Source organism: Ruegeria arenilitoris (assembly GCF_013035315.1).
Lineage (GTDB): Bacteria > Pseudomonadota > Alphaproteobacteria > Rhodobacterales > Rhodobacteraceae > Ruegeria > Ruegeria arenilitoris_D.
The window spans coordinates 616,818-641,890 of sequence record NZ_WQHP01000001.1; the positions used below are offsets into that span (position 1 = coordinate 616,818).

The 25,073-nt window shown below is 58.4% G+C and carries 26 protein-coding genes; 10 read left to right on the plus strand and 16 right to left on the minus strand.

Annotated elements, in window-relative coordinates:
* Positions 1 to 711, plus strand: a complete 711-nt coding sequence (locus tag GOV53_RS03005; protein WP_170464218.1) for a GNAT family N-acetyltransferase — start codon at positions 1 to 3, stop codon at positions 709 to 711.
* A 2-nt stretch (positions 712 to 713) separates the two neighbouring features.
* Here GOV53_RS03005 and GOV53_RS03010 read toward each other — a convergent pair whose 3' ends face one another.
* Positions 714 to 1,409 (minus strand): SIMPL domain-containing protein, encoded by a 696-nt coding sequence (locus tag GOV53_RS03010; RefSeq protein ID WP_170464221.1) that lies wholly within the window; start codon positions 1,407 to 1,409, stop codon positions 714 to 716.
* A gap of 164 nt (positions 1,410 to 1,573) precedes the next feature.
* On the opposite strand from GOV53_RS03010, the gene GOV53_RS03015 reads away from it, so the two are divergent.
* Positions 1,574 to 3,526 (plus strand): hypothetical protein, encoded by a 1,953-nt coding sequence (locus GOV53_RS03015; RefSeq protein ID WP_170464223.1) that lies wholly within the window; start codon positions 1,574 to 1,576, stop codon positions 3,524 to 3,526.
* A gap of 55 nt (positions 3,527 to 3,581) precedes the next feature.
* On the opposite strand, the gene hppD is transcribed toward GOV53_RS03015, so the two are convergent.
* The gene (gene hppD, locus GOV53_RS03020; protein WP_170464225.1) at positions 3,582 to 4,679 is read right to left on the minus strand and encodes a 4-hydroxyphenylpyruvate dioxygenase; all 1,098 of its coding nucleotides are present in this window, start codon (positions 4,677 to 4,679) and stop codon (positions 3,582 to 3,584) included.
* Positions 4,680 to 4,825: 146 nt separating this feature from the next.
* On the opposite strand from hppD, the gene GOV53_RS03025 reads away from it, so the two are divergent.
* Together GOV53_RS03025 and GOV53_RS03030 are read left to right on the plus strand one after the other, a co-directional pair.
* Positions 4,826 to 5,281, plus strand: a complete 456-nt coding sequence (locus tag GOV53_RS03025) for an Lrp/AsnC family transcriptional regulator (RefSeq protein WP_170421670.1) — start codon at positions 4,826 to 4,828, stop codon at positions 5,279 to 5,281.
* Between the two features lie 19 nt (positions 5,282 to 5,300).
* The gene (locus GOV53_RS03030; RefSeq protein WP_170464227.1) at positions 5,301 to 7,184 is read left to right on the plus strand and encodes a monovalent cation:proton antiporter-2 (CPA2) family protein; all 1,884 of its coding nucleotides are present in this window, start codon (positions 5,301 to 5,303) and stop codon (positions 7,182 to 7,184) included.
* Between the two features lie 25 nt (positions 7,185 to 7,209).
* On the opposite strand, the gene cobT is transcribed toward GOV53_RS03030, so the two are convergent.
* A complete protein-coding gene (gene cobT / locus GOV53_RS03035; protein WP_170464229.1) occupies positions 7,210 to 8,223 on the minus strand; it encodes a nicotinate-nucleotide--dimethylbenzimidazole phosphoribosyltransferase in 1,014 nt (337 codons plus the stop codon).
* Positions 8,224 to 8,302: 79 nt separating this feature from the next.
* Here cobT and cobS point away from each other — a divergent pair, with 79 nt between their 5' ends.
* Positions 8,303 to 9,067, plus strand: a complete 765-nt coding sequence (cobS, locus tag GOV53_RS03040; protein WP_170464231.1) for an adenosylcobinamide-GDP ribazoletransferase — start codon at positions 8,303 to 8,305, stop codon at positions 9,065 to 9,067.
* On the opposite strand, the gene GOV53_RS03045 is transcribed toward cobS, so the two are convergent.
* The 6 genes from GOV53_RS03045 to GOV53_RS03070 form a co-directional block, all read right to left on the minus strand.
* The gene (locus GOV53_RS03045; protein ID WP_170464233.1) at positions 9,064 to 9,834 is read right to left on the minus strand and encodes a potassium channel family protein; all 771 of its coding nucleotides are present in this window, start codon (positions 9,832 to 9,834) and stop codon (positions 9,064 to 9,066) included. The two genes, cobS and GOV53_RS03045, sit on opposite strands and share 4 nt — an antisense overlap.
* Before the next feature lie 114 nt (positions 9,835 to 9,948).
* On the minus strand, positions 9,949 to 10,464 hold the full coding sequence (locus tag GOV53_RS03050) for a CarD family transcriptional regulator (RefSeq protein ID WP_170348382.1): 516 nt from the start codon (positions 10,462 to 10,464) through the stop codon (positions 9,949 to 9,951).
* 284 nt (positions 10,465 to 10,748) lie between these two features.
* A complete protein-coding gene (gene fdxA / locus GOV53_RS03055; RefSeq protein ID WP_170464235.1) occupies positions 10,749 to 11,087 on the minus strand; it encodes a ferredoxin FdxA in 339 nt (112 codons plus the stop codon).
* 66 nt (positions 11,088 to 11,153) lie between these two features.
* A complete protein-coding gene (locus GOV53_RS03060; protein WP_170464237.1) occupies positions 11,154 to 11,519 on the minus strand; it encodes an RNA-binding S4 domain-containing protein in 366 nt (121 codons plus the stop codon).
* 6 nt (positions 11,520 to 11,525) lie between these two features.
* On the minus strand, positions 11,526 to 14,345 hold the full coding sequence (locus tag GOV53_RS03065; RefSeq protein ID WP_170464239.1) for a helicase-related protein: 2,820 nt from the start codon (positions 14,343 to 14,345) through the stop codon (positions 11,526 to 11,528).
* A 22-nt stretch (positions 14,346 to 14,367) separates the two neighbouring features.
* On the minus strand, positions 14,368 to 14,937 hold the full coding sequence (locus GOV53_RS03070) for a tetratricopeptide repeat protein (RefSeq protein WP_254439147.1): 570 nt from the start codon (positions 14,935 to 14,937) through the stop codon (positions 14,368 to 14,370).
* Between the two features lie 70 nt (positions 14,938 to 15,007).
* Here GOV53_RS03070 and GOV53_RS03075 point away from each other — a divergent pair, with 70 nt between their 5' ends.
* From GOV53_RS03075 to GOV53_RS03085, 3 genes are all read left to right on the plus strand, one after another.
* Complete coding sequence (locus GOV53_RS03075) at positions 15,008 to 15,298, plus strand: SCP2 sterol-binding domain-containing protein (protein WP_170421691.1); 291 nt, start codon at positions 15,008 to 15,010, stop codon at positions 15,296 to 15,298.
* Positions 15,298 to 16,275 carry an alpha/beta fold hydrolase gene (locus GOV53_RS03080; RefSeq protein WP_170464241.1) on the plus strand — a complete coding sequence of 326 codons (978 nt, stop codon included), beginning with the start codon at positions 15,298 to 15,300 and terminating at the stop codon, positions 16,273 to 16,275. Before GOV53_RS03075 ends, GOV53_RS03080 begins: the two co-directional genes overlap by 1 nt.
* 70 nt (positions 16,276 to 16,345) lie before the next feature.
* On the plus strand, positions 16,346 to 18,166 hold the full coding sequence (locus tag GOV53_RS03085; RefSeq protein ID WP_170464243.1) for a M3 family oligoendopeptidase: 1,821 nt from the start codon (positions 16,346 to 16,348) through the stop codon (positions 18,164 to 18,166).
* On the opposite strand, the gene GOV53_RS03090 is transcribed toward GOV53_RS03085, so the two are convergent.
* The 3 genes from GOV53_RS03090 to GOV53_RS03100 are packed head-to-tail and all read right to left on the minus strand — an operon-like array spanning position 18,163 to position 20,368.
* On the minus strand, positions 18,163 to 19,053 hold the full coding sequence (locus GOV53_RS03090; RefSeq protein WP_170421700.1) for a DMT family transporter: 891 nt from the start codon (positions 19,051 to 19,053) through the stop codon (positions 18,163 to 18,165). The genes GOV53_RS03085 and GOV53_RS03090 overlap by 4 nt on opposite strands.
* A 13-nt stretch (positions 19,054 to 19,066) precedes the next feature.
* Entirely contained in the window at positions 19,067 to 19,336 is a 270-nt protein-coding gene (locus tag GOV53_RS03095) for a DksA/TraR family C4-type zinc finger protein (protein ID WP_170421703.1), read from the minus strand.
* A gap of 57 nt (positions 19,337 to 19,393) precedes the next feature.
* A complete protein-coding gene (locus GOV53_RS03100; protein ID WP_170464245.1) occupies positions 19,394 to 20,368 on the minus strand; it encodes a Gfo/Idh/MocA family protein in 975 nt (324 codons plus the stop codon).
* Between the two features lie 103 nt (positions 20,369 to 20,471).
* Between GOV53_RS03100 and GOV53_RS03105 the strand changes: the two genes are divergently transcribed.
* The gene (locus tag GOV53_RS03105; protein ID WP_170464247.1) at positions 20,472 to 20,612 is read left to right on the plus strand and encodes a hypothetical protein; all 141 of its coding nucleotides are present in this window, start codon (positions 20,472 to 20,474) and stop codon (positions 20,610 to 20,612) included.
* Positions 20,613 to 20,632: 20 nt separating this feature from the next.
* Here the strand turns inward: GOV53_RS03105 and rpoH are convergent, their stop codons facing one another.
* Positions 20,633 to 21,529 carry an RNA polymerase sigma factor RpoH gene (gene rpoH / locus GOV53_RS03110; protein ID WP_170421709.1) on the minus strand — a complete coding sequence of 299 codons (897 nt, stop codon included), beginning with the start codon at positions 21,527 to 21,529 and terminating at the stop codon, positions 20,633 to 20,635.
* A 146-nt stretch (positions 21,530 to 21,675) separates the two neighbouring features.
* Positions 21,676 to 22,710 carry an RluA family pseudouridine synthase gene (locus tag GOV53_RS03115; RefSeq protein WP_170464249.1) on the minus strand — a complete coding sequence of 345 codons (1,035 nt, stop codon included), beginning with the start codon at positions 22,708 to 22,710 and terminating at the stop codon, positions 21,676 to 21,678.
* On the opposite strand from GOV53_RS03115, the gene GOV53_RS03120 reads away from it, so the two are divergent.
* Complete coding sequence (locus GOV53_RS03120) at positions 22,709 to 23,014, plus strand: DUF6476 family protein (protein ID WP_170464250.1); 306 nt, start codon at positions 22,709 to 22,711, stop codon at positions 23,012 to 23,014. The two genes, GOV53_RS03115 and GOV53_RS03120, sit on opposite strands and share 2 nt — an antisense overlap.
* Before the next feature lie 3 nt (positions 23,015 to 23,017).
* Here GOV53_RS03120 and GOV53_RS03125 read toward each other — a convergent pair whose 3' ends face one another.
* Both GOV53_RS03125 and GOV53_RS03130 read right to left on the minus strand, forming a co-directional pair.
* Positions 23,018 to 24,001 (minus strand): hypothetical protein, encoded by a 984-nt coding sequence (locus GOV53_RS03125; protein WP_170464251.1) that lies wholly within the window; start codon positions 23,999 to 24,001, stop codon positions 23,018 to 23,020.
* 31 nt (positions 24,002 to 24,032) lie between these two features.
* Complete coding sequence (locus GOV53_RS03130) at positions 24,033 to 25,031, minus strand: glycosyltransferase family 2 protein (protein WP_170464252.1); 999 nt, start codon at positions 25,029 to 25,031, stop codon at positions 24,033 to 24,035.
* Positions 25,032 to 25,073: the final 42 nt, after the last annotated feature.

Here is a 25,073-nt window from a genome sequence, read left to right on the forward strand (position 1 = left end):
ATGAGCAGCCACGACACCAACGACCTTGGCCAACCCATAGGACTGCCGGTCACGGGCGAGTTCCCTCGCCCCACTCCACCTTACACACCGATGGAAGGCCGTTATTGCTCTGTCGTGCCGCTGGATGTTAATCGGCATGCGCCCGGATTGTTCCGGGCGTTTGCCAACGATACGGATGGCCACAACTGGACCTATCTACCGTATGGACCCTTCGAAAATGAACGAGGGTTCGAGGATTGGGCGCGCGCGACCTGCATGGATGCAGACCCGATGTTTCACTCGGTTTTGGATAGCTCGGACACACCCGTCGGCATGGCCTCGTATCTACGGATCGAACCTGCGGCGGGCGCGATCGAGGTCGGGCACATCCATTTCTCGCCTCTGTTGCAGCGCAAATCGCAATCCACCGAAACGATGTACCTGATGATGCGGCGCGTTTTCGACGAACTGGGTTACCGCCGGTACGAATGGAAATGCGACGCGTTGAACGGACCGTCTCGTCAAGCGGCCGAGCGGCTTGGCTTTACCTTCGAAGGCGTGTTCAGGCAGGCCACGCACTACAAAGGCCGAAACCGCGATACAGCGTGGTACTCGATTGTCGACAGCGAATGGCCACGCATCCGTAGTGCTTTTGAAACATGGCTCGCGCCTGAGAACTTTGATGAGACGGGCCAGCAGAGGCACCCTCTGATGGCCCGCGCTAAAGTCTGAGATTACTCAGAAATTTCGAACTCCATCGTCACCGTAACCGAGACCGAGATTTCGCCGCCCGCGACAGGTACACCACCTGCATCAGCCATGTTGAACTCGCGCATCATCGCGACCGGGCGGGCACCACCGACCTGTTCACTGATCTCTTGCACCGGGCCAAGCGTCACATTTGCGGCCTGCGCAAGCTGTTCCGCCTTGGCAATCGCTTCGGCCACGGCATTGGCGCGGGCTTGGGCTTCAAGAGGTTTGGGATCCTGAACCCCAAAGCTCAGACCGCCGAAATCGTTGGCGCCGTCCTGAATTACGGCGTCCATGATTGTGCCCAACTGCGACAGGTCGCGGACACGAACAAACACCCGGTTGGACGCGACAAAGCCTGAGATTTCAGGCCGCTCCCCGCTGCTGCTGTTGCGATTGTTCCAGACCGGCGACAATGACACATCGCGTGTCTGCACGTCCCGCGCATCGATACCAAGCTCTTGCAGGCGGCTGAGCACTTGCTCCACCGCGTCCGAGGTCGCCTGCATGGCGTTCGACGCCTGTGCGTCCTCGTTAGTGACGCCCAGCGTTATGGTGGCCATGTCGGGTACAGATTGCACGGTTCCCGCAGCGTCAACAGTGATGCGACGTTCTTCCGCATGGGCCAGGCCCGCTGCTGATATCGACAGAGCTGCGGCTAGAAAAGCGATTTTATTCAAGGTCTTCCCTCCGATAGGCTTTCCCACAACATGGGGTGGCAAGGGTCTGCCGAACAAGGGGAAAGCCCGGCTTTTTCTTTCCCTCGGCGGGATCCTGCTTTAATGTCACTCTGCGGGCGATCCGTCGTTTGCACCGATGATGATAACTATGGTTTTTCCGGATTATGAAACCTGCCTTTGCGCTGTCTTTTTCTTCGACCGGAATATCCCTGCACCACCACGCAGATGGCGACTGGTTCTGCATTGGCGAGGTCGCGCTGGATGCGCCGGACCTGAACGCACAGATTATTGCCCTGCGTGAAAAAGGCTTTGCGCTGGAAAACGACCTGAATTGCAAGCTGGTTATCCCGGCCGATCAGGTGCGGTTCCTGTCCGTTCCCACCGAAGGACTCAACGCTGAGGATAGCGCGGATAAGGCGCGGGCCGAATTGGCCGACGCAACGCCCTACGAACTGGAAGAGCTGGCTTTTGTCACCGAAACCGATGGCACGACGACCTACGTCGCCGCTGTTGCCCGGCAGACTCTCGAAGAAGCACGCGTGTTTGCGGCGGAGCATGGATTTGTTCCTATCCAATACACCACCAAGCCCGAGGATCAGGCTTACCCGTCCAAACCTGTTTTCGAACTGGACGCCCCATCCGAACCGCCGTCAGCGAAAAGCAACGACGAACAGGATACCGGCCCTGCCGTTCATGCGATCGCAGATACGGAGACCCCGACAGAGTTCCGATCAGCCCCTGCAACCAGTGCGGCTGACACTGCGAACGGTGCCACGGCCCTGAGGCGCTATGCAATTCCAGCGGCTGCTGCCGCCATAGCCTGCATCGGCCTGATCACATGGTCAATGTCCGGCTCTGACACACCCGCCACCCCAGAGGCGGTGGCAGTTTCGGACCCTGAGCCTGAACCAGCCCCTGAAACTCAAGTCGTCGCAGCACCTGAGATTGAGGAAACCCCGGAACCCGAAGTCGTAGCAGTGCCGGAGCCCGAAGAGCCCGCGCAAACCCAAGTGGTTGAAGCGCCCGAGACCGTCGAGGCACCGGAGATCGCGGCGCTCTCATCTGCTGAGACTGAACAGTCTCAACCCGAGGAAAGCCCGGACATCAGCGCCACCGATGCCGCGATCCTTGAGGCTCTGAACATTGCCCCAACGGCAGTTGAACCGGTAGAGGGCGCGCCCGAGGCTACGGATGTTCCCGCGCTAGCTGGCGTGGAATTCAGCGTCCCGAGGCCCCTGCCCGATCCTATCTTGCCCCCAGAGGATGAGTTGTACCTGGCGTCCTTGGATCGCACTGATTTGTCGCAGGATGCTGTCGCATTGCCTCCGGTCGCCAGCTTTGAAACAGACCTGCCTTTTGAGCAGATCGCGCAACCCGCAGAGGCCGGAGTTCAGTTCGAACTGGACGAACGAGGTCTGGTCACGCCCACAGCCGAAGGGACATTGAACCCTGAAGGCGTGGTCGTTTACCTGGGCCGCCCGTCCAAGGTGCCCCCAGCGGTTCCGGTACGGTTCGAACAGGAACCGATCGAAGAGGATCCTGCGGACCGTTTGGCGCAATACCGGCCCAAGCCTCGCCCAGCGAATTTGTTGGAAAGCTTCGAACGTAGCCAACTTGGCGGACGTACACGTGCCGAACTGGCGGTCGTTCGGCCCAAGCTGCGACCTGAGTCGTTGCAAAGCAGCCCCGAGGTGGATGAAACACCAACCGCATTGGCCGTTGTCCGTGTCCCGCGCCCGAAACCTCGGCCTGCGGGGCTAAGGCAGCCCGCCGCAACCACTACCGCCAATCTCGGGTCGACGGCGGCCGTAAACCAAAGCTCGGACGAAGCCGGCTCATTCCAGGCAAAAGCGGTTTCGCCCAAGATTCCTTCGACCGCGTCTGTCGCCCGACAGGCGACCATCGACCGGGCGCTCAACCTGCGCAAGCTGAACCTGATCGGGGTATACGGCACCCCCGCCAACCGGCGGGCCTTGGTCCGGTTGCCCAGCGGCCGGTACAAAAAGCTGAAAGTGGGTGACAGGCTGGACGGCGGTAGCGTGATCGCTATTGGCGACAGCGAGTTGCGGTACCAAAAGCGCGGCAAGAACGTGATCTTGAAGATGCCCAGAGGCTAAGAAAAAAGGCGGCCACGGGGATACCCGCGACCGCCTTCAGGATTAAGTCACAACCTTAAGCCGCTGAAATCTCACCGCTTTCGATCTGCTCGCGCTCGATGGATTCGAACAAGGCCTGAAAGTTCCCTTCGCCAAATCCATCATCGCCTTTGCGTTGGATGAACTCGAAGAAGATCGGGCCGATCACAGTTTTCGAGAAGATCTGCAACAAGATCCGGGTCTCGCCGCCGTCCAGAACCCCTTCTCCATCGATCAGGATGCCGTGTTTCATCATCCGGTCCAGAGGCTCTTCATGGTCCGCGACGCGATCTCGGGACATTTCATAATAGGACTGGTTCGGACCCGGCATAAATTTAAGGCCCTTCTCGGCAATCGCGTCGGTCGAGGCATAGATGTCCTCGCTGCCCACCGCGATGTGCTGGATGCCTTCACCCTTGTATTTCTTGAGATACGAGACGATCTGCCCGGTCTCACCGCGATCTTCGTTGATCGGAATACGGATACGACCGCAAGGCGAAGTCAGCGCGCGGCTATAAAGGCCGGTGAACTTGCCCTGAATGTCAAAGAAGCGGATTTCGCGGAAGTTGAACAGGTCGCCATAGAACTTGAACCACTTGTCCATGTTGCCCTTGTAGACATTGTGGGTCAGGTGATCGAGGTAGTAGAACCCATCGCCACGCGGCTTGGACTGTTCGGTCCAGGTGAACTCCCGATTGTAGGGCGATGTATCGTAATACTGATCGATGAAATAGATCAGCGAACCGCCAATACCCTTGATGGCTGGGACATCCATAGTCTTGTCCGCCGCATCATAGGGTTCGGCCCCTTTGGACACCGCATGCTCATAGGCTTTCTGAGCGTCCACGACACGCCACCCCATAGCGGGCGCACACGGACCATGTTCGGCCACGAACTTGGCAGCATAGCTCTCGGGGTCCGCGTTCAGGATATAGGTGACGTCGCCCTGCTGCCACAACTCGACCAAGGGTTTGTCCTTGTGATGGCCGACAAGTTCGAAACCCATTTTGGCGAACAGATCGCGCAACTCCTGGGGTTCCGGGTGGGCGAACTCGACAAATTCGAACCCATCGGTACCGGCTGGATTTTCGGGGCTGATGACAGATTTCGGGGCGTTGTGCGGGAATGGACCCATGGCGCGTCTCCTTAAAAACAGGAATTTCTTTGCTGATTCCAAAATACGCCTTAACCAGTGCTGTTTCTGCGCATTGTTTTCGTGTAAACTATGCTCACACGCGCAAATCACGCATGCTTTAGGGATTTTTCAAGGAAACTCCGCATATGCTGGATTCCACTGACACGCGGCTGTTGTCGGCCTTGCAAAAAGACGCACACCTGACCGCGCACCAATTGGGCGAGATGCTGAACCTGTCCCCAAGTCAGGCCGGGCGGCGGCGTCAGCGGCTTGAGGCCGAAGGCTTCATCACCGGGTATGCCGCGCGACTGGATCCGCTGAAGCTGGGTCTGCAAGTACAAGGCTTCATCCAGGTCCATCTGGGCACCCACGGACCCGAACAGTCCGAAAGTTTTGCGCGCATGGTCGACACCCGCCCCGAGATCACCAGCGCCTGGACGATGACCGGAGAGGCAGATTACCTGCTGCATGTCTATTGCGACGATCTTTCCGCCCTCAATCGCTTGCTTCACCAGGTGATACTGCCGCATCCTGCAGTGGCCCGGGTCCAAAGCCAGATCGTGATGGACCAACTGAAACGCGACGCGCCCCTACCTACCTGAGCGTACCGAGAGGACAAACATGGACGATTTCCTTTACCAGGCTTCGATCTATCTGGCTGCCGCCGTGATCGCTGTGCCCTTATCGGCGCGTCTGGGGTTGGGATCGGTGCTGGGCTATCTGGCTGCCGGTATCATCATTGGCCCTGTTTTTGGTTTGGTCGGAGCAGAAACTGAAAGCCTGCAGCATGTAGCCGAATTTGGCGTGGTCATGATGCTGTTTTTGATCGGGCTTGAGCTTGAGCCGCGCGCCCTGTGGGATATGCGGGACCGACTTTTGGGATTGGGCGGCTTGCAGGTGCTGCTATCCACTGCGGTCATCGCCGCGGTCGCCATTTACGCAAATCACCCCTGGTCGGTCGCCTTGGCGGTCGGATTGACCCTGTCACTGTCTTCGACCGCGATTGTGTTGCAGACCCTATCGGAAAAGGGGCTGATGCAGACAAATGGCGGCAGGGCCACGTTCTCGGTGCTGCTAACGCAGGACATCGCTGTCATTCCCATTCTGGCACTGTTGCCCTTGCTGGCGTTGCCCGCCATCCCTCATATCGAAAGCGATGGCTCTATCGATCGCGGCACCGATGCCGCCCATCACGACGCCGCGCATCACAGTCTGTCTCTGGTCGAGGGCCTGCCTGGCTGGGCCGTAACACTGGTTACCATTGGCGCAATAGCCTTTGTCATTCTGGCCGGCATCTATCTGACGCGCCCGCTGTTCCGGTTTATCCATGCCACCCGTCTGCGCGAGATGTATACCGCGCTGGCGCTGATGATCGTTGTAGGTATTTCCTTCCTGATGACCCTTGTGGGCCTGTCCCCGGCCTTGGGCGCGTTTCTTGCGGGTGTTGTTCTGGCCAGCTCGGAATTCCGGCACGAGATGGAAAGCGATCTTGAGCCATTCAAGGGCCTGTTTCTTGGCCTGTTTTTCATCACGGTCGGTGCCGGGATAGATGTTGGATACTTCTTCAACGACCCGCTTGATCTGATTGGCCTGGCGCTTTTGGTGATCCTGGCCAAAGGGATTATCCTGTTTCTGGTCGGTCGCGCCTTCAAGCTGCGCGGGCGCGACCACTGGCTGTTCACGTTGGGGCTGGCACAAGCCGGTGAGTTCGGTTTTGTCCTGCTAGCCTTTTCCACGCAGCAGAACGTCATCCCGCCCGATCTTTCACAGAAACTGTTGATGATCATCGCGCTGACGATGCTGATCACTCCGCTTCTGTTCATCATCTATGATCTGCTCTCGCGTCGCATGGGCGATGGCACGCCGCAGGCCGAACCTGATGAGATCGACGAAAAAGGCCCTGTCATCATCGCCGGCATCGGGCGCTTTGGTCAGATCGTGAACCGTCTGGTGCGTGCCAGCGGGTTCAAGACCGTGGTGCTGGATCACGATATCGACACGATCCAACTGATGCGCCGTTTCGGGGTCAAAGGCTTTTTAGGGGATCCCACGCGCCCGGAACTGCTGCGGGCAGCCGGGATCGAAAAAGCCTCTGTCCTGGTCGCGGCAATGGACGATCCCAAACAGGTCACGCGACTGGTCGGCTATGCCCGCCGCCAGCGCCCGGATTTGCATATCGTGGCCCGCGCACGCGACCGGACCCATGTGTACGAACTCTACCAAGCCGGAGCTGATGATATTGTCCGCGAGATGTTTGACGGTTCACTGCGTGCGGGTCGGTATGTGCTGGAAAATATTGGCCTCAGCGAATACGAAGCCGCGCAGGCCGAGCAAACCTTCTACCACCATGACCGGACAGCTGTCCGCGATCTGGCCGAGCTGTGGATTCCCGGAATGCCGACCGCTGAAAACAAGAAATACATCGAACGGGCGCAGGCGCTTGAAAAAGACCTCGAGACCGAACTGTTAGAACTGGCCGAGAAGCACGCCAAGAAATCGGCCTGACCTTGAACGGTCAGGCCTTGACCGTTTAGCCGTCAGACACGCCTGCTTCGGCGAAGGTTGCCATGCCGGAATGGCAGGCCACTGCGCTTTTCAAGATATTGATCGCCAGCGCGCCGCCCGAACCTTCGCCCAGACGCAACCCAAGGCTCAGCAGGGGCTCTTTGCCAAGCTTGGCCAACACTGCCCCATGCGCGCCTTCGGCGCTTTGGTGACCGGCCACGGCATGATCCAAGGCACCTTTGGACACATCCGCCAAACAGGCCGCAGCTGCCGAGCAAATAAAGCCGTCCAGAATGACCGGAATGCGCAGGGTACGCGCAGCAGCAATGGCCCCGGCCATGGCCGCGATCTCGCGCCCTCCCAGACGGCGCAGGATTTCCAGCCCGTCGCCGGATCCGACATGCTGCGCCACCCCTTCGGCTACGACGCGCGTCTTGTTGACCAACCCGGCATCATCTACGCCGGTGCCCCGCCCTGTCCATTCGGCCGCCTCGCCGCCGAACAAGGCACAAGCGATGGCCGCTGCCGGGGTTGTGTTTCCAATACCCATCTCACCCACGACCAGCAGGTCAGCCTTGGGATCCACGGCGTTCCAGCCGACGCGCAGCGCCGAAAGCAGTTCATCTTCGGTCATGGCTGGACCCGCAGTGAAATCTGCAGTCGGTCGGTCTAACTCAAGCGCATGCACATCCATGGTCGCGCCTGCGGCCTTGGCCAACTGGTTGATGGCCGCACCGCCGTGCTCAAAGTTCATGACCATCTGAACAGTCACTTCGGGCGGAAAGGCCGAAACGCCCTGTGCTGTAACGCCATGGTTTCCGGCAAATACGATAACCTGGGGGGCTGCGATCTGCGGCCGTGCGTCCCCACGCCAGCCCGCATACCAAATCGCCAGATCCTCAAGCCGACCCAAAGCGCCGGGGGGTTTGGTCAGTTGGCCGTTGCGATCGGCGGCACCTTGCAGTGCGTCACCATCCGGCGCCGGAGCATTTGTCAGGGCCTCGCGAAGGGTGTTCAGGTCATTTAGTTCGGGCAGCATCCAAAGCCTCGTTGCATCAGAGTGGTCCTGTGTGTTTAACCGAAGCGTCCGATCCAACAAGACCCGGAAAGGCGCGGGAGTGAACAAAAACGACAACAAACCCTTTTCCCAGTGGGATTTTCCGCTGTCGCTGGTGCTGTTGACGCGACTGCCGATACCGCGCCTGCCCGATCACGTCTTCGCAAGACAAGCGAATGCGGCCTGGGCCTTCCCTCTGGTCGGGCTGGTCGTTGGCCTACTGGCCTGTGGGTTTGGCTGGGTCTCCACCGCTTCTGAGCTGCCATCGCTGGCCAGTGCGGTGATCGTGGTTGCAGTCCTGATCATGACGACGGGCGCAATGCACGAAGACGGGCTGGCGGACACGGTCGATGGGTTTTGGGGTGGCTTTACCCGGGAACGACGGCTGGAAATCATGAAGGACAGCCATATCGGTGCCTATGGTGTTTTGACGCTGATCCTGACCCAGCTGCTGCGCGTCACCTTGATCGCGGCGCTTCTGTCAGCAGACCAATTCGCGGGCATTCTGGCCGCTTGTGTTGTATCACGCGCATTCATGCCCGTTCTCATGAGCGCTTTGCCCAATGCCAGACACAGTGGATTGAGCCATTCTGTTGGCGACCCAAAGACAGCCACAGCGGCGATTGGTTTGGGTCTTGCGGTCGCTTTGTCCCTGCTTTTGATCGGATCCGCCGCACTGACCCCTACTGTGGTCGCCGCTCTGAGCGTCACAGGGCTGGCCCTGATCGCCAAAGCTAAGATCAATGGACAAACGGGCGACGTGCTAGGGGCATCACAGCAATTGGCGGAACTGGCGTTTCTGATGACTCTGGCGGCAGCGGTTTAACTCGTTCCGCCGGTTTCGATCCGCAAGGTTTCTCCGCAGTGTTTGCAGTGCACCGCGTCCGGATCATGCCTGTAAAGCCCACAGTTCGAGCATTTGTGACGTACTTTCTGCGGCATGAAGATCGCCTGCGCCAGCCGCACGAACAGCGCTACCCCAACGATCATGATGAACACCGAGAACAACTTGCCCCCCGGCGTGGCCAGCGTGATATCCCCGAACCCCGTTGTGGTCAGCGTCGCCATGGTGAAATAGAGCGCATCGATGTACGCGTGTGGGCTGTTTTCAGGAATGAAAAACACCAATACGGCGGTCGATGTGGCGAAGACAAAAACCAGCAGATTGATTGCTGCGATTACCGCGTCTTCATGCGTCCGAAAAAAGTGACTGTCGCGCCGCAAGTCTCTGAGCAAATGGTAAGAATGGATCAAGCGCAATGCGCGCAATATTCGCAGGAACGCCAGGTTCCAGGGCAGGAACAGATCGACCACCAGAGAGACGATGACGACAATATCCGCAAGCGTGTAAATCTGACGCAAGAGTTTCCAACGGTCCTTCGCAATCCACAGCCGGGCTGAAAAATCCAGCACGATGAAAAAGCCGATGATCAGGCTGGCGACGGTAAACGCCGGGCCGTGTGCTCCGTTTGCGGTCGAGACAAAGAAGATGATCGTGATCGCGTCAAACAGGATCAGCAGATAGCGGAACCAAACCGAAATCGGGTCGTGTCCGATATACAGATACTTTACGGTTTGCTTTATGTTCGCCATCTACATGCCTCTTGCTATTGGGAAATTAGCCGCAAAGAGGTCATTCACCAAGCCCATGCAAATGAAAAAGCCGCCCCCTTACAGGAGCGGCTCTTAAAGCGGACTAGTTTTGGATCAGGCTGCGGCTGCGCGCGAGGTCAGAACCTCATCTACCTGCTTGGCGGCCGACACCTCGCCCGCGCCAGAAACAGCTGCAACTTCGCGGGTCAGACGTTCCAGCGCAGCTTCGTACAGCTGACGCTCGGAATAGCTTTGCTCGCGCTGATCATCGGTGCGGTGCAGGTCGCGCACAACTTCGGCGATCGAGATCAGGTCGCCCGAGTTGATCTTTTGCTCATATTCCTGAGCCCGACGCGACCACATGGCGCGTTTCACCTTGGCTTTGCCCTTCAGCGTCTTCATTGCCTGACTGATAACGTCGGGCGAGCTGAGCGAACGCAGACCGGATTCGGTGACTTTGTTGGTCGGCACACGCAGGGTCATCTTGTCTTTTTCAAAAGAAATGACGAACAGCTCGAGCGAGTATCCCGCGACTTCCTGCTCTTCGATCGAGATGATCTGGCCCACACCATGGGCGGGGTAGACAACGTAATCGTTCGGGCGGAACTCAAGCTTTTTCGACTTAGACATACAGGTTCATCCTTGGTTATCGAGCGAGGCACAGACAACAAAACGACCCACCCCGCGCCACGCTACGGCCCGGTCAGGCGATACGATTGTCAAAAATTCAGAACTCCAAAGCGTGCATACTTACGGAGTACATCCCCATCTCATTCATCATTCAGCTATCGAGTATATCACAAAATTGCGACGCCCGAAAGGCTTGCACCCGGCCGAACCGGGAAACCTGTCTTTTTTCAGACAGATACAGCATATGCGAGCGATTAAACCGACAGGTTCAATACGCGAATCGCTTAGCCACCTTCACCGGGGGCTTCCGAGAAATACTTCTCCATCTTGCCCTCTTCGCCATCGCGTTCTTCGGCCTCGGGCAGCGGGTCTTTCTTGGTCACGATCACCGGCCAGAGTTCCGAGTATTTGCGGTTGAACTCAACCCATGGCTCCATACCAGGCTCGGTGTCAGGACGGATGGCGTCCGCCGGGCATTCAGGTTCACAAACGCCGCAATCGATGCATTCGTCGGGGTGAATGACCAGTGTGTTCTCACCTTCGTAAAAACAGTCCACCGGGCACACTTCGACGCAGTCGGTAAATTTGCAGCCAATGCAGTTCTCGGTGACGACATAGGTCATTGTTGGATTCCCATTCTCGGTTTGGGCGTTTAGCTAATTCAGTCTGGCCTTCTCTTCAAGATAGGATCAACCATCCTGAGAGCGAGAAAGATCAAGTGCGCGCCGATCTTTCTTAGTTGGACGACCTTTTCCCTCGAATCCCGGATTCTTGGGAGGCGCGTCCTTTTTCTCGGTCAAATCCGCGAATAGTGTTTGCGCTTCGGTCGCCGGACCGCGCCGCTCCCCCAGTGCTTCGACCCGCACAACGCGTACAAGCCGCCCCTGAGGGAACGTCAGAACGTCACCGGGCCCCACGGCCTGAGCCGGTTTCAGAACCCGGTTTCCGTTCAAACGCACATGGCCGCCGCTGACCTGCTTGGCGGCGAGGCTACGGGTCTTGAAGAACCGCGCCTGCCACAACCACTTGTCGATCCGCAGCTTGGCGTCAGCCATGCGCGATCAGTTGCCTTCTTTCAAACCCATCAGCGCTGCTGCAAACGGGTTATCGGGATCGATCGCCTTTTCTTTGCGGGGCGGACGCGAAGAGAAGCTCTTGGCGTCTTGCGGTTTACCGCCTTTCTTGCCCTGCGGCTTGCCGCGGCCGTCCTGCGGCTTGCCACGCGGTTTGCCCTTGCCCGGACCTTGTTCGCGTCGTGGGCCACGGTTTTGTTGGCGCTGGCGGCCCCAGGTAAAGGTATAGAAAACCTCAATCTCGGGTTCTTCCGGTGCCGCATCAGCCGCAGGGGCCTCGACTGCCGCCTCGGTGCTGTCGGTGGCCTCGGCTGACACCTCGGCGGGTGTTGAGATCTCTTGCGCTGCGTCTTCCGATGCCGGTGCGCCTTCGGCGGCAGGTTGCTCAACCGCTTCTGCCTCTGCAACTGGCTGTTCAACGGGGGCCGGTTTGACTTTTTCCCGCTCGCCGCGTTCGGCCTTGTAGCCCAGGCCCTGCATCAGGTCTGCGAACTGGTCCAGCGTCATACCGGTGATAGACAGCATGTCCGGTTTGGCTTCGAAACCACCCCGGCTGTCCTCGGCGCGCAGCATGTCGGCTAGACGCTCCAGCATATCGATACGGATCGAACGCTCGCCCGCATCGCGGTAGCCGCACATGGTGTCATAGCCTTGCGGTGCGTCCTTAGCGACGGGCACGGTGACCAGACCCGGAGGCGGTGCTTCGGGGAATTCCTGCAGACCTTGCGCCAGAGCCCAAAGAACCAAACGCAGACGCGTTGGGGCGGGTTTCAGCAGCAGCGGCATGAATATGGTGAATTGGCCGAACCGGATGCCGTGCTTGCGCAATGCGCCACGGGCGTCCTGATCCAGATCTTTAACCTCTTGTGCGACTCCAGCGCGGGGCAAAACCCCCAGCGCTTCGACCATGCGGAAGGCAAAGCCCTTGGCCAGACCAGACAGCTCTTCGTCACGGGACAGGTTCAGCAGCGGCTCGAACAGCGCGGCGACCTTGCGGTCGATGAAGTGCTGCAGGCGGCGCTGAACTTTCTGTTCGACATCCGGCCCTGCGGCCTCATCCACAAAAACCTCAACCATGGGTTTGAGAGGCTCTGCCCCGGCAACCAACTTGCCGACGGCGTACTCGCCCCACATCAAACCACCCTGATCGGTGAAATCAATTTCGGTATCGGGCGCATTGTAGAAGCGATCTGCACGCAGATGGAATTGCGGTGCGAGTGCTTGCAGGGACGCCGATTTGAGCGCTTTCGCCTCGGTTCCTTGCGCGGCTTTGTCCGGAATAAACCGGAACCCTTCCAGACGACCGACAAATTCGCCTTCGACGGTCACTTCACCCTTGTCATTTACTTCGGCCAAAAGGGCCTCCTTCTGTTTGAGCCGGCGCAACAACACTGACGTGCGCCGGTCCACAAATCTTTGAGTCAAACGTTCGTGAAGAGCGTCTGACAGCCTGTCTTCTACAGTGCGCGTTTCCGCGCGCCAATGCGATTCGTCACGGACCCAGCCGTTTCGTTGCGCAACATATGTCCACGTGCGAATATATGCCAACCTTTTGGACAGCGCATCAATATCCCCGTCGACCTTGTCGATTCGACGGATCTGCCGCGCCATGAAGTCATCGGGGATCGAGCCGCGCTCATGCAGGTGGCCATAGATCACCTCGAGCAGGCTTGCGTGTTCAGCGTGGCTGATGCCGCGAAAGTCCGGGATTCGGCACACATCCCACAGCAAACGGACGGATTGGCCGTCGCTGGCTCGGGCCATGACCTCGGTTACTTGCGACAGCGATTTCAACGCGTTCAAGTCGTCCGCGGGGCGCGCCTTGATCAGATGTTCGCTGCCTGGGCTGACTTCCAGAGAGTCGATCAGCGCCTCAATCGAACCGAAGCGAAGGGCGGCATTCCGCCAGTTCAGCTTTTTCATCGGCGTGAACCGGCTGTCCATGATCGCCTGCGCGACGCCTTCGTCCAAAGGCGGGGCCTCTCCGGTCACACCAAAAGTGCCATCCGACATGCCACGCCCTGCCCGACCGGCGATCTGAGCCAGCTCATTCGGGGCCAGAGGGCGCATCCGACGGCCGTCAAACTTGCTCAGCGAGGAAAACGCGACATGGTTCACATCCAGATTCAGACCCATCCCGATAGCATCTGTGGCGACCAGATAGTCGACCTCACCATTCTGATAGAGGTCCACCTGAGCGTTCCGCGTACGCGGGCTGAGCGCGCCCATAACAACCGCTGCCCCGCCTTTCTGGCGGCGCAGCAATTCCGCAATGGCATAGACATTGTCCACCGAGAACCCGACGATGGCACTGCGCGCTGGCATGCGGCTGATCTTTTTGGAGCCCGCATAGACCAGCTGGGACATGCGTTCACGCCGGACAAACTGCGCTTCGGGGACAAGCGCCGCGATTGGGCCGCGCATCGTGTCAGAACCCAGGAACAACGTCTCGTTGGTTCCCCGCGCCCGCAGTAGACGATCGGTGAACACATGGCCCCGTTCAGGATCCGCGCAAAGCTGAATTTCGTCGATGGCGACGAAATCCGCGCCCATGCCTTCGGGCATCGCTTCGACGGTGCAGACCCAATACTGGGCGCGTGGCGGCACGATCCGTTCTTCGCCCGTTACCAGCGCCACAACCGACGGCCCTCGGATCGCGACGATCTTGTCATAAACCTCGCGCGCCAGCAGACGCAGCGGCAGGCCGATCACACCCGTTCGGTGGCCCAGCATCCGCTCGATCGCGTAATGAGTTTTACCTGTGTTGGTCGGGCCAAGTACGGCCACGATTCGGGATGACCCGCTCACCTTTGCCCCCTGCCCCGGTTTTTCAGAGGGCCGAGCCCTCGACCCGAGGCTTCAGTCGATTCACGGCATTGGTTACTTCTTCGTGATGGGGATGTATAGCCAAAGCGCGTTCATAAGCTTGCAGCGCCTTGTCGGGCTGATCGATGATCTCAAAAATCAGCCCCAATCCGTAGATCGCCTCGTAATTGTTCGGATTCAGCGTCAACGCATGCTCCAGATCAGCAGCGGCCATACCAAAGCGATCCATCCCGAAAAAGGCCGAGGCGCGCACGTGCCAGCCTTCGGCAAACTGCGGTGCATGGTCCGTCAGCGCCGTCAGGTGTTCGATTGCAGCCCGCGTGTCGCCATCATCCAGAGCCTCGCGCCCGCGTTCCAACAACAGATCCGCCGAAGCCGAACCCGACTGCGCCCACAAGGCCTTGAGCTGGCGGTCTATGTTGACGGCCTGTTCGGGGGTTGCCTGTGACAATTGCTGCAATAGCTCTGTTTCATCCCGGGAATCCGCTGTCTGAGCAGACAAAGGCAGGGAAAACGTGACTAGAAGCGCTGTTGCCGCAACGATACCTTTGAGATTGGTGCTTGCAATGCTCATAACAACGTTCAGTGTAGCGCAGCGCCCGTGGATGTCCATTCCCGGCGCACAAAACATAGTGAGGAGAATCATGAGCGACACTCTGGAAAAAGCCGCAGCCGCATTGAACGAAAAACTGTCGGGTGGCGATTTTAGCGCGTCGGCAAAATTTGCCATTGCCGATCTGGGCTCGATCGTCCTGGACGCCAGCGGTGCCCGCGTCAGCGACGAAGACGCGGACGTCACCATGAGCGCGGATGCAGATACGTTCGAACAAATCCTCAGCGGTGAGTTGAACCCCACTGGTGCGTTCATGTCGGGCAAACTGACCGTGGACGGCGACATGGGCGTTGCCATGCAACTGGCATCGGCGTTGGCCTGATGGATCTGTCGCCGGCCCCTTTCTTTGCAGACATGGCCGGCGTCCCCGCCGGTGGTAAGGCCCATTGGCTGAACACGGCGGATAACACACGCATTCGGGTCGGCCACTGGCTGCCCGAAGGCGACGCCTGCGGTACGGTGATGATGTTCCCCGGCCGTACGGAATACATCGAAAAATACGGCGATTGCGCCGCCGAATTCACCGGCCGCGGCTTTGCCTTTCTGGCGGTTGACTGGCGCGGTCAGGGCTTGGCCGACCGGTTACTGGATGACGTGCGCGTAGGACACGTGGATCAGTTCACCGACTATCAGCATGACGTTCAGGCCACGTTGGATCTGGCGGCGGAACTGGATCTGCCCAAACCGTGGTTCGTGATTGGCCATTCCATGGGCGGCGCGATTGGTTTGCGGGCAACGCTGGAAAAAGACTGTTTCGCTGCCTGCGCGTTTACCGGACCAATGTGGGGTATTTTCTTTACACCACTTATGAAACCGCTCAGCCGCTTGACCGCCTATTGGGGGCCACGGATTGGATTGGGGGAAAAAACCCCACCTACCACTTCTCTGGAAAGCTATGTGGCGTCACAGCCTTTCGAAGGGAACGTTCTGACCCGCGATCCTGCCATGTTCCAGATGATGAAGGACCAACTGACCGCGCATCCCGAACTGGCCCTCGGCGCGCCCTCGACGATCTGGCTGCGCGAAGCGCTGGATGAATGCGCCTGGTTGATGGATCAAACCGCACCCGACACACCTTGCCTGACCTTCCTTGGCAGTCACGAACAGATTGTTGACCGCAAGGCCATCCGCGCCCGTATGGCCAATTGGCCCAATGGCACTCTGGTCGAAATCCCGGATGGCGAGCATGAAGTGCTGATGGAGGCGCCCGATGTGCGTGGACCGGTCTTTGACCAGTTGGCCGCGCATTTCAAAGCCGCGCAGCCGGACACCGCACCAGAACCAGCGTTGTCAACTTAAGCCAAGCACTGCTTGTGATCCCCGCGCCGCGCGCCTAGATGTTGGCGAAAGCTGTTATTCGAGGTGATCCATGCGCGACCTTCCCTTTCCCGTCCGTGACGCAAACGCCGTCGGGGGTGCCGACAATCTGGGCAATCTGCCGGAGTGGGATCTGACCGATCTCTATACCTCAGAGGACGCACCGGAACTGTCCCGCGATCTGGACTGGCTGGAAGGCGAATGCGCCGCTTTTGCCGCCGACTATGAAGGCAAGCTGGCTGAACTGGATGCTGAGGGTCTGCTGACCTGCGTCCAGCGTAACGAAAAGATCAACGCCATCGCAGGCCGGATCATGTCTTTCGCCGGTCTGCGCTATTACCAGCTGACCACCGATGCCGAGCGCGCCAAGTTCCTGTCGGACATGCAGGAAAAGATCACCATTTTCACCACCCCGCTGGTCTTCTTCACGCTGGAAATCAACCGCATCGACGATGACGTGCTGAAAGCGCATTTCGAGGCGAATGCCGATCTGGCTCGTTACGAGCCGGTGTTCCGCCGTATCCGCGCGATGAAGCCCTACCAACTGTCGGACGAACTTGAGAAATTCCTCCACGACCTCGGCGTCGTCGGCGATGCCTGGGAACGTCTGTTCGACGAAACCATCGCCGGTCTGACCTTCACCGTCGACGGCGAAGAGCTGAACATCGAAGGTACCCTGAACCTGCTGACCGAGCAGGATCGCGCAAAACGCGAGGCAGCGTCGCGCGAGCTGGCCAACGTGTTTCAGGACAACATCAAAACTTTTGCCCGTGTTCACAACACGCAGGCCAAGGAAAAAGAAATCATCGACCGCTGGCGCAACATGCCGACCGCTCAGACCGGCCGACACCTGTCCAACGATGTCGAACCCGAGGTGGTCGAAGCCCTGCGCGAAGCGGTCGTGGCCGCCTATCCCAAGCTGAGCCACCGGTATTACGAACTCAAACGCAAATGGATGGGTTTGGACGTCATGCAGGTCTGGGATCGCAACGCGCCGCTTCCGATGGAAGACACCCGCATCGTTGGCTGGGACGAGGCCGAGAAAACCGTGATGGACGCCTATAACGCGTTCGACCCGCGCATGGGTGAGATCGCGGCCCCGTTCTTTTCGAAAGGCTGGATCGACGCGGCGGTAAAACCCGGCAAGGCTCCGGGCGCATTTGCGCATCCCACGGTGACCGAAGTTCACCCCTACGTGATGCTCAACTATTTGGGCAAGCCGCGCGACGTGATGACCTTGGCGCATGAGCTGGGCCACGGTGTCCATCAGGTGCTGGCCGCCGATCAGGGTGAGATGCTGTCCTCAACCCCGCTTACACTGGCCGAGACCGCCTCGGTCTTTGGCGAGATGTTGACCTTCCGCAAGATGCTGGACAAAGCCGAAACGAAGGAGCAGCGCAAGGTACTTCTGGCCGGCAAGGTCGAGGATATGATCAACACGGTCGTCCGCCAGATTGCCTTCTACGACTTCGAATGCAAGCTACACGCGGCACGCCGCGAGGGCGAGCTGACCCCGGACGACATCAACGCACTGTGGATGAGCGTCCAGGCCGAAAGCCTTGGCCCGGCATTCGAATTTATGGATGGGTATGAGACCTTCTGGGCCTATATCCCGCATTTCGTCCACTCGCCCTTCTACGTTTACGCCTATGCGTTTGGCGACGGTTTGGTGAACGCGCTCTACTCGGTCTACGCAAGCGGCTCGGAAGGGTTCGAGGGCAAGTATTTCGAAATGTTGCGCGCCGGTGGGTCGAAGCACCACAAGGAACTTCTGGCCCCGTTTGGGCTGGACGCGAGCGATCCGAAGTTCTGGGACAAAGGCCTGTCGATGATCTCGGGCTTCATCGACGAACTGGAAGCGATGGAAGACTAGTCACTTTTGGCTTTGGTCGTCAGGAACACGGCGGCCACGATAAGCACTGCCCCAAGGGCCGCGATCGGTGTGATTGCGGCCCCTAGGAACAAGGCCGAATTGATGAATGTGAACACCACGGATGCGGCAAACATCAACGTGGCCGTCAGTGTAGAAACCCGCGCCGCAGCTTCGTACCAAAGGTAGTAGGCCAAAGCGGTCGGCAGCACCCCCAGCAAGATCAGGAACACAACGTCATTGGTCGTTGGCACCTGCAGCGAAAAGGCGGCCAGAGGTAACAGCAACACTCCAGAGCACAGGAAGATCCCGAATAGGAAATTCAGACGCTCGCCTGTCGATTCCGAATTCTGCATCGCCCTGCTGCTGGAGATCAGAAACACGGCCCAGCTGAGACCCGCGCCAATCTCCAGAAGGTCACCGAACAGCGGCTCTCCACCGCCTTGAAAATCCTGATAAACCGTTAGGAAAACGCCCAAAATCGCCAACCCGGTGGCAAGTACATCCGTACGCGTGACAGGCGTGTCTGCAAAGAAGTAGAGGAACACCAAAACAAAGAACGGTGCTGTATTCTCGAGCACCATGGCGTTGGCTGCACCGGTATGTTCAAGCCCGATATGGAACAGAATGTAGTTTACTACCGTCGACAGAACGGCCAGTCGAAAGTTCCAATCTCTCAGCCGGATCGACACCGACACCCGCATGATCCGCAGCATGCAATAGATGGCCAAGGCGGCGATGAACAAACGAGTCACCGCGATCTGCAATCCGCCCAGATCGCTTGTCAGGTATCGGACAATGACGCTGTGAGTGCCCCACAAGAACGCGGCCAGAAACCCAAGGACCAACCCGTTTTGTAGAAGTGGTTGTTTTGACGAGGGCTCTGACATTTCGCGGCCCTGTTTACTTCAGTTGGCTGTCTTTTGACCCACGCCGATTGATCCCAGAGCGCGCCTTGTAACTGCCATCCCTCTCTTGCTGGCAGTCCAGACACAATTTGACGCCGGGCAGAGCCAATCGCCTCTTTTCCGGGATCGGCTCTTCGCATTCAGCGCAATGGGTCAGGCTTTCGCCGACGGGGCGCTTTTGCGCCTGCATTCTGGCGAGTTCGTCCGAGATAGACGCTTCGATCTGTTCACTCACCGCGCCATCGCGCGCCCAACCGCCTGCCATGGTCTCCTCCTGATCAGGTGGCGACCAGAATATCCGAGCCGGGCGCGACGTGGCAAGTCAGAGCGAGACAGCCCCTTCAAACACCTGGTCAATCATCACCTGCGTTCCGCGCGAGAACTCCAGAGGACAGGGATAGTCCACACCATCCCGGACGGACCTGCTGAATGCCTCGACCTGCAGCTTATAGTGATCATCGCCGGGAAAACGGGTGACTTGGACCTCAAGGCCCGGTCGGTGGAGTTCGACACGCGCTTCACCAAATACACGCGCGTTGAAGGGCGCAGTCAGGCGGATCACGCCGCCTTCGCCGTGGAACACCATTTCCTGATGCGGATGCATACGGATCGAGACATAGCTGGAATAGGTGAAATCCGGGAACTGTGCGCGGATTTCAGTGAAAGCGTCAATTCCGTCTTCCCACCGAATTGCGGATTGTACTGAAACGGGTTCCTGCCCTGTCGCAAACCGCGCGCTGCCGATGACGTAAACGCCGATGTCTCGCAGCCCACCGCCCCCGGTCTCGGCACGGTTGCGGATGTTCCCGGTATCTGCGCGGTTATCAAAGCTAAACGCGCCCGTCACATGCACCAGCTTACCGATTGCTCCGTCCGCGATCAGCTGCCGCACGAACTGCCACTGAGGATGGTGCACGATCATGTAAGCCTCGGCCGCCAGCAAGCCGGTCTGATCCCTCTTTTCGATCAGAGTATCGAACTCGGACGCCTGCATGGTCATCGGCTTTTCGCACAGCACGTGTTTCCCGGCATCCAACGCCTTCAGGCTCCAGTCGACATGCAGGTGATTGGGCAGCGGGATGTAGACCGCTTCGATCTTAGGGTCCGCCAGCAACGCCTCGTAGCTGCCATAGAGCGTCAGGTCCGGGCAATACCGCTGGAAAGGCTCCGCCTTGGCGGGATCGGACGTCGCCAGACCCGCCAGCCGGGCCCCTTCTGCGGCGTGAATGGCCGGGGCCATAAATTGACGTGCGAATTTTGCGGCGCCCAAAACGCCCCATTGAACCGGTTGCTGCATGTGGCCCCTCGTCGTTTGTTGGTTGGCTTTTGCTCTGTCTACCATCGACTGGATGCGGGATCAGCGAGAATATGAAATCCAGCCGTGAAGACGAGCGATGCAGATGAAGTTTGTCTTTGTCGCAATGTCCATTGCAACAGAATTCGGCTCAAGTCTTGGAGATTTCCTCGGCCTGCTGGGCGTGTGCCTCATGCAGATTGGGAGAATTATTATGATGTTGCAGTTGGAAACAGCCCGCCATTAAGGCGGGCTGAGTTTTCGGTGTCACACTGTACCCAGCATACCCTTTTCACGCGCAAGTTCGCGCATCTTCTTTTGCAGCTTTTCAAAAGCTCGAACCTCGATCTGCCGGATACGCTCGCGGCTGACGTTGTACTGCGTACTCAGCTCTTCCAGCGTGACGGGTTGATCCATCAATCGACGCTGAGTCAGGATGTCTTTTTCCCGATCATTCAGAACGTCCAGCGCAGCCGCCAGAAGCTCGCGCCGGGCGTCCAGCTCGTCACGTGCTTCGTAATCGCCAGCCTGGTCGGCATCTTCGTCCTCAAGCCAGTCCTGCCACTGCATGGTGCCCTCACCCTCGGACCCGACGGTCGCGTTCAGCGAGGCATCACCACCGGACATCCGGCGGTTCATGCTGATGACTTCTTCCTCGGTCACGCCCAGATCATTGGCGATCTGTTTGACGTTCTCGGGGCGCAGGTCGCCCTCTTCCAGAGCACCGATACGAGCCTTGGCCTTGCGCAGGTTAAAGAACAGCTTTTTCTGCGCCGAGGTTGTACCCAGTTTCACCAATGACCAGGACCGCAGGATATACTCCTGGATCGAGGCGCGGATCCACCACATGGCATAGGTCGCCAGACGGAAACCTTTTTCCGGGTCAAACCGCTTGACGGCTTGCATTAGGCCCACATTGGCCTCGGAAATCACTTCGGCCTGCGGCAGTCCATAGCCGCGATAGCCCATCGCAATCTTGGCTGCCAGACGCAGGTGCGACGTAACCATTTTATGTGCGGCCTCAGTGTCTTGCTCTTCGACCCAGCGCTTGGCCAGCATGTACTCTTCTTCCGGCTCAAGCAGAGGAAATTTGCGAATTTCCTGCATATAGCGGTTCAGGCCGCCCTCGGGCGTCGGCGCGGGGAGATTTGCGTAATTTGCCATAATTCATGTCCCTCCGACAAATGTTTACATTGTTAACATGGGATATGGGAACAGCTCCCATCTCGTTCAAGAGGTACCGTTAACAGTTTGAAATTAACGATTGATAAAGGAAAGCTAAGAACGCGTTACTCACATAGGTTTGTGTATTATGTCAGCGGTGCGCGCAGCTGTTCAATCAGATTTTCCATATCTGCGGGCAAATCGGCCTCAAACCGCAGGGTTTCGCCCGTTACAGGGTGCTCAAAGCCCAAAACGGCTGCGTGCAGCGCCTGACGTGGAAAGTTGCGTACGGCTTCTGCGGCAACTGGACTGAACGCTTTTGCGGCGAGTTTTCGCTTGCCCCCGTAGACTGGGTCTCCGACCAGTCCGTGCCCGGCATGGGCCATATGCACGCGGATTTGGTGTGTGCGTCCGGTTTCGAGCCAGCATTCCACCAGAGCGATGCCTGCCGGGTTACCGAAGGTTTCCACAAGCCGCGCGCGTGTCACAGCATGGCGACCGCCGTGAAACAGAACCGCTTGTTTTTGTCTGTCCGTCTTGTGCCGCGCCAGTAGCGTGGTCAAGCGCATGATGTTGCCGGGCTCAAAACTGACGCCCTTTATCCCGCGCAGACGCGGATCATTCGCATCCGGCACACCATAACAGATCGCGCGGTAATAGCGCTCGACGCTGTGCGCCTCGAACTGAGCGGCCAGACCGTGATGGGCCGCGTCCGACTTTGCGACGACCAGCAATCCGCTGGTTTCCTTGTCGATGCGGTGCACGATGCCGGGGCGTTTGACGCCCCCTACCCCCGACAGGTCCTCACCGCAGTGATGCAGCAGCGCATTCACCAAAGTGCCGTTCGGCGATCCGGGCGCAGGGTGTACGACCATGCCTGCAGGTTTGTTGATGACGATCAGGTCTTCGTCCTCAAACACGACATCCAGCGGGATATCCTCGGGGCCTATATGGCTTTCCTCGGCCTCGGCGACGGTGATCGCGACCGAGGCACCCTCGGTCACCTTCGCCTTGGGGTCGCGGATGATTGCGCCACTGATGACAACGGCACCATCTTCGATCAATCGGGTCAGCCGGGTGCGCGACAGGTTTTCATCCGCTGGCACATCCCGCGAAAGCGCCTTATCAAGGCGGGGCGGCGGATCGGCCGCGATCTGAAATTCAATCTGACGGGTGCCCATGACTGTCCCTTCCGAACCCCAAGAACCGCAGGAAACGCCGCAACTTCGCCTGTTGCGACGCATGGTCATGCTGCTGACCGCGGTGATGATTGGCGGGGTTCTAGTGACATTCGCACTGATTGTCATCCGGCTATCGGACAGAACGCCCACGCTGCCCGATCAAATTGATCTGCCCAATGGTGCAAAAGCGCAGGCTGTGACGATCGGAAACAACTGGTATGCCGTGGTAACCGACGACAACCGCATTCTGATCTTTGACAAAACGACCGGGAAGCAGCGACAGGAAATCACAGTACAGCAATAGCGCCTATTGGCTTAACGCCATCCGAAACACAATCTCGGAGGCCTTACGCAGAGCTTCATATTCTTCGGCGGTATCCCTGCGGAACAGCTTGTCTTCTTCGCTTAGCTCTTTCGGAGTGAACAGTTCAGCCCGGTCGGGAAAGAACTCTTGCTGGAATGCCACGTCACGCTTGGCCAGGCATTCATCCATCCAGGCGCGCTCGTCCGGTTCCAGAACGTCATTGCGACGCAACATTGCCGGATCGTCCACGACCATGCGGCGCAATTGGCGGGATTTTTGCCGCCCAAGCGCACGTGCGACGATTCCAAAGGCTTCGCTGGCTGCGCGGGATTGAGAAGGGTTTGACGTAGCGTCCGGGGACTGCCCGTTCGCTAAGGGCGTGCCGATCCGAGACAGAACATCATCAATCACATTGCCCCGCACCATATCCGAGCGTTCATACAATAGTGGCACAACCGTAACCCCGGGAAAAGCTGTTCGTATCTGCGCCAGTTTTGCGGAAAAGCTCAGCTTTTCGGGGTGTTCCCGGATCTGGTCAAGCTGGTAGCGAATAAATTCGCTGGCACCGCTCGGCACACGCCCATTCTTGGCGCGCTGCTTGTAATCCGCTTCAAAAAAGTCCGAATAGCGACGGCAGTAAAACGTGATCCTGAGCGCCCGCGACGGGATGTCGGCGAACATTTCGGCCAAACGGGCCAGATCGCAGGAGTAGAACATTTCGGATGAGACCAGACAGGTTCGATCCGAAAACTCATCAAACTCGCTGGTCATTGCCGCGCGAAACGGGTCCATGGGCCCGGCGTTTCGGTTAATGTGAAAGGCCACGATATTATGGCTCAGGGCCAGACGTTGACTGCCCTCCAACCGGCGTCGGCCCGCCTCCATATAGCGCAACCCGATTTCGTCCAGAACCGCGCCGTTGCTGCGCAGAAACCCCTGCAGGGCCGTTGTGCCGGTTTTTGGCATTCCGATATGCAGCCAAAGCATCTGATTGCTCCTAAAGCTGAGTAGCGCCGCGCTATGCCCGTTGGCTAGTTGTGAAACCAGCAGTCATCTGTTGCATCAAATCCTGCATCTCGGGCAGTTCGCGCAACTGTTCGATCTGTTGACGGTGCAGATCGCACGAGGCGTGGTGCAGACGGGCGACCTCGGCATCACGGAGCATATCGTAAAAGTACTCGCGCTTACGCTCCAGAACCGCATCGATAGAGGTGTTCGTCTCGGCGTTGTGGTTCATCATGTTCCAGTATTCCAAGCCAAGGCTTTCACCCAGATGGTGGGCGCGACCGCGCATCTTTTTGACCAGATAACTTTCGCAGGACTTCAGCGCATAATGGTTGACCTGCACGAACTCATACCCGACCGAGTCACGTGCCGAACGCCAGCTTTTTTCGAAATAGCGCTCGGGCATCAGCTGGCCTGATCCGTTATACCAGTGGCATTCTTCTATGGTTTCAACTGTCGGCCGCTTGGGACGATGAACCCCTAGACCATCCCAAATTTCACGCTGGAACATCGTTTTGAAACCCCACGCCTGAGGTGGTCGGAAAATCCTCTCGGGCGCGGCCAATCGGAACTGGTCGGACAAAAACCGGTCCTCGTACCTTACGACACCTGCATTTCCGAACAAACGCCACGTCATCGAGACTGTCTTGGCGTCAGGAATGGCGTCAGTCAAAGCCCGCAGTGTGTGATCCCCGGTTTTGACATTGATGTGTTCGTCGGCATCGATCACCACGACCCAATCTTGCGGGCGCGCCACCTCCATCCGCAGGAATGTATTGTAAGCGCGTTTCTGAGGGCTGGTTTTACGGCGTGAATTATTGTCGACATGGGTCAGTACGCCTTTCTCTTCCAACCGCTGCAGCAGAGCGTCGGTGCCATCCGTACAATCATTGGTCATCACAACCATATGGTCGATGCCGATCGCACGATTGTGCGCCACCCACTCCAGAACAAACGGACCTTCATTCTTCATCGGAGTGACACTGATGTATCGGGGGTCCTGATCGGCCATGAGAGACTGCCCTGTCTTTTTGTTGCCCGGAACTGATCGGGA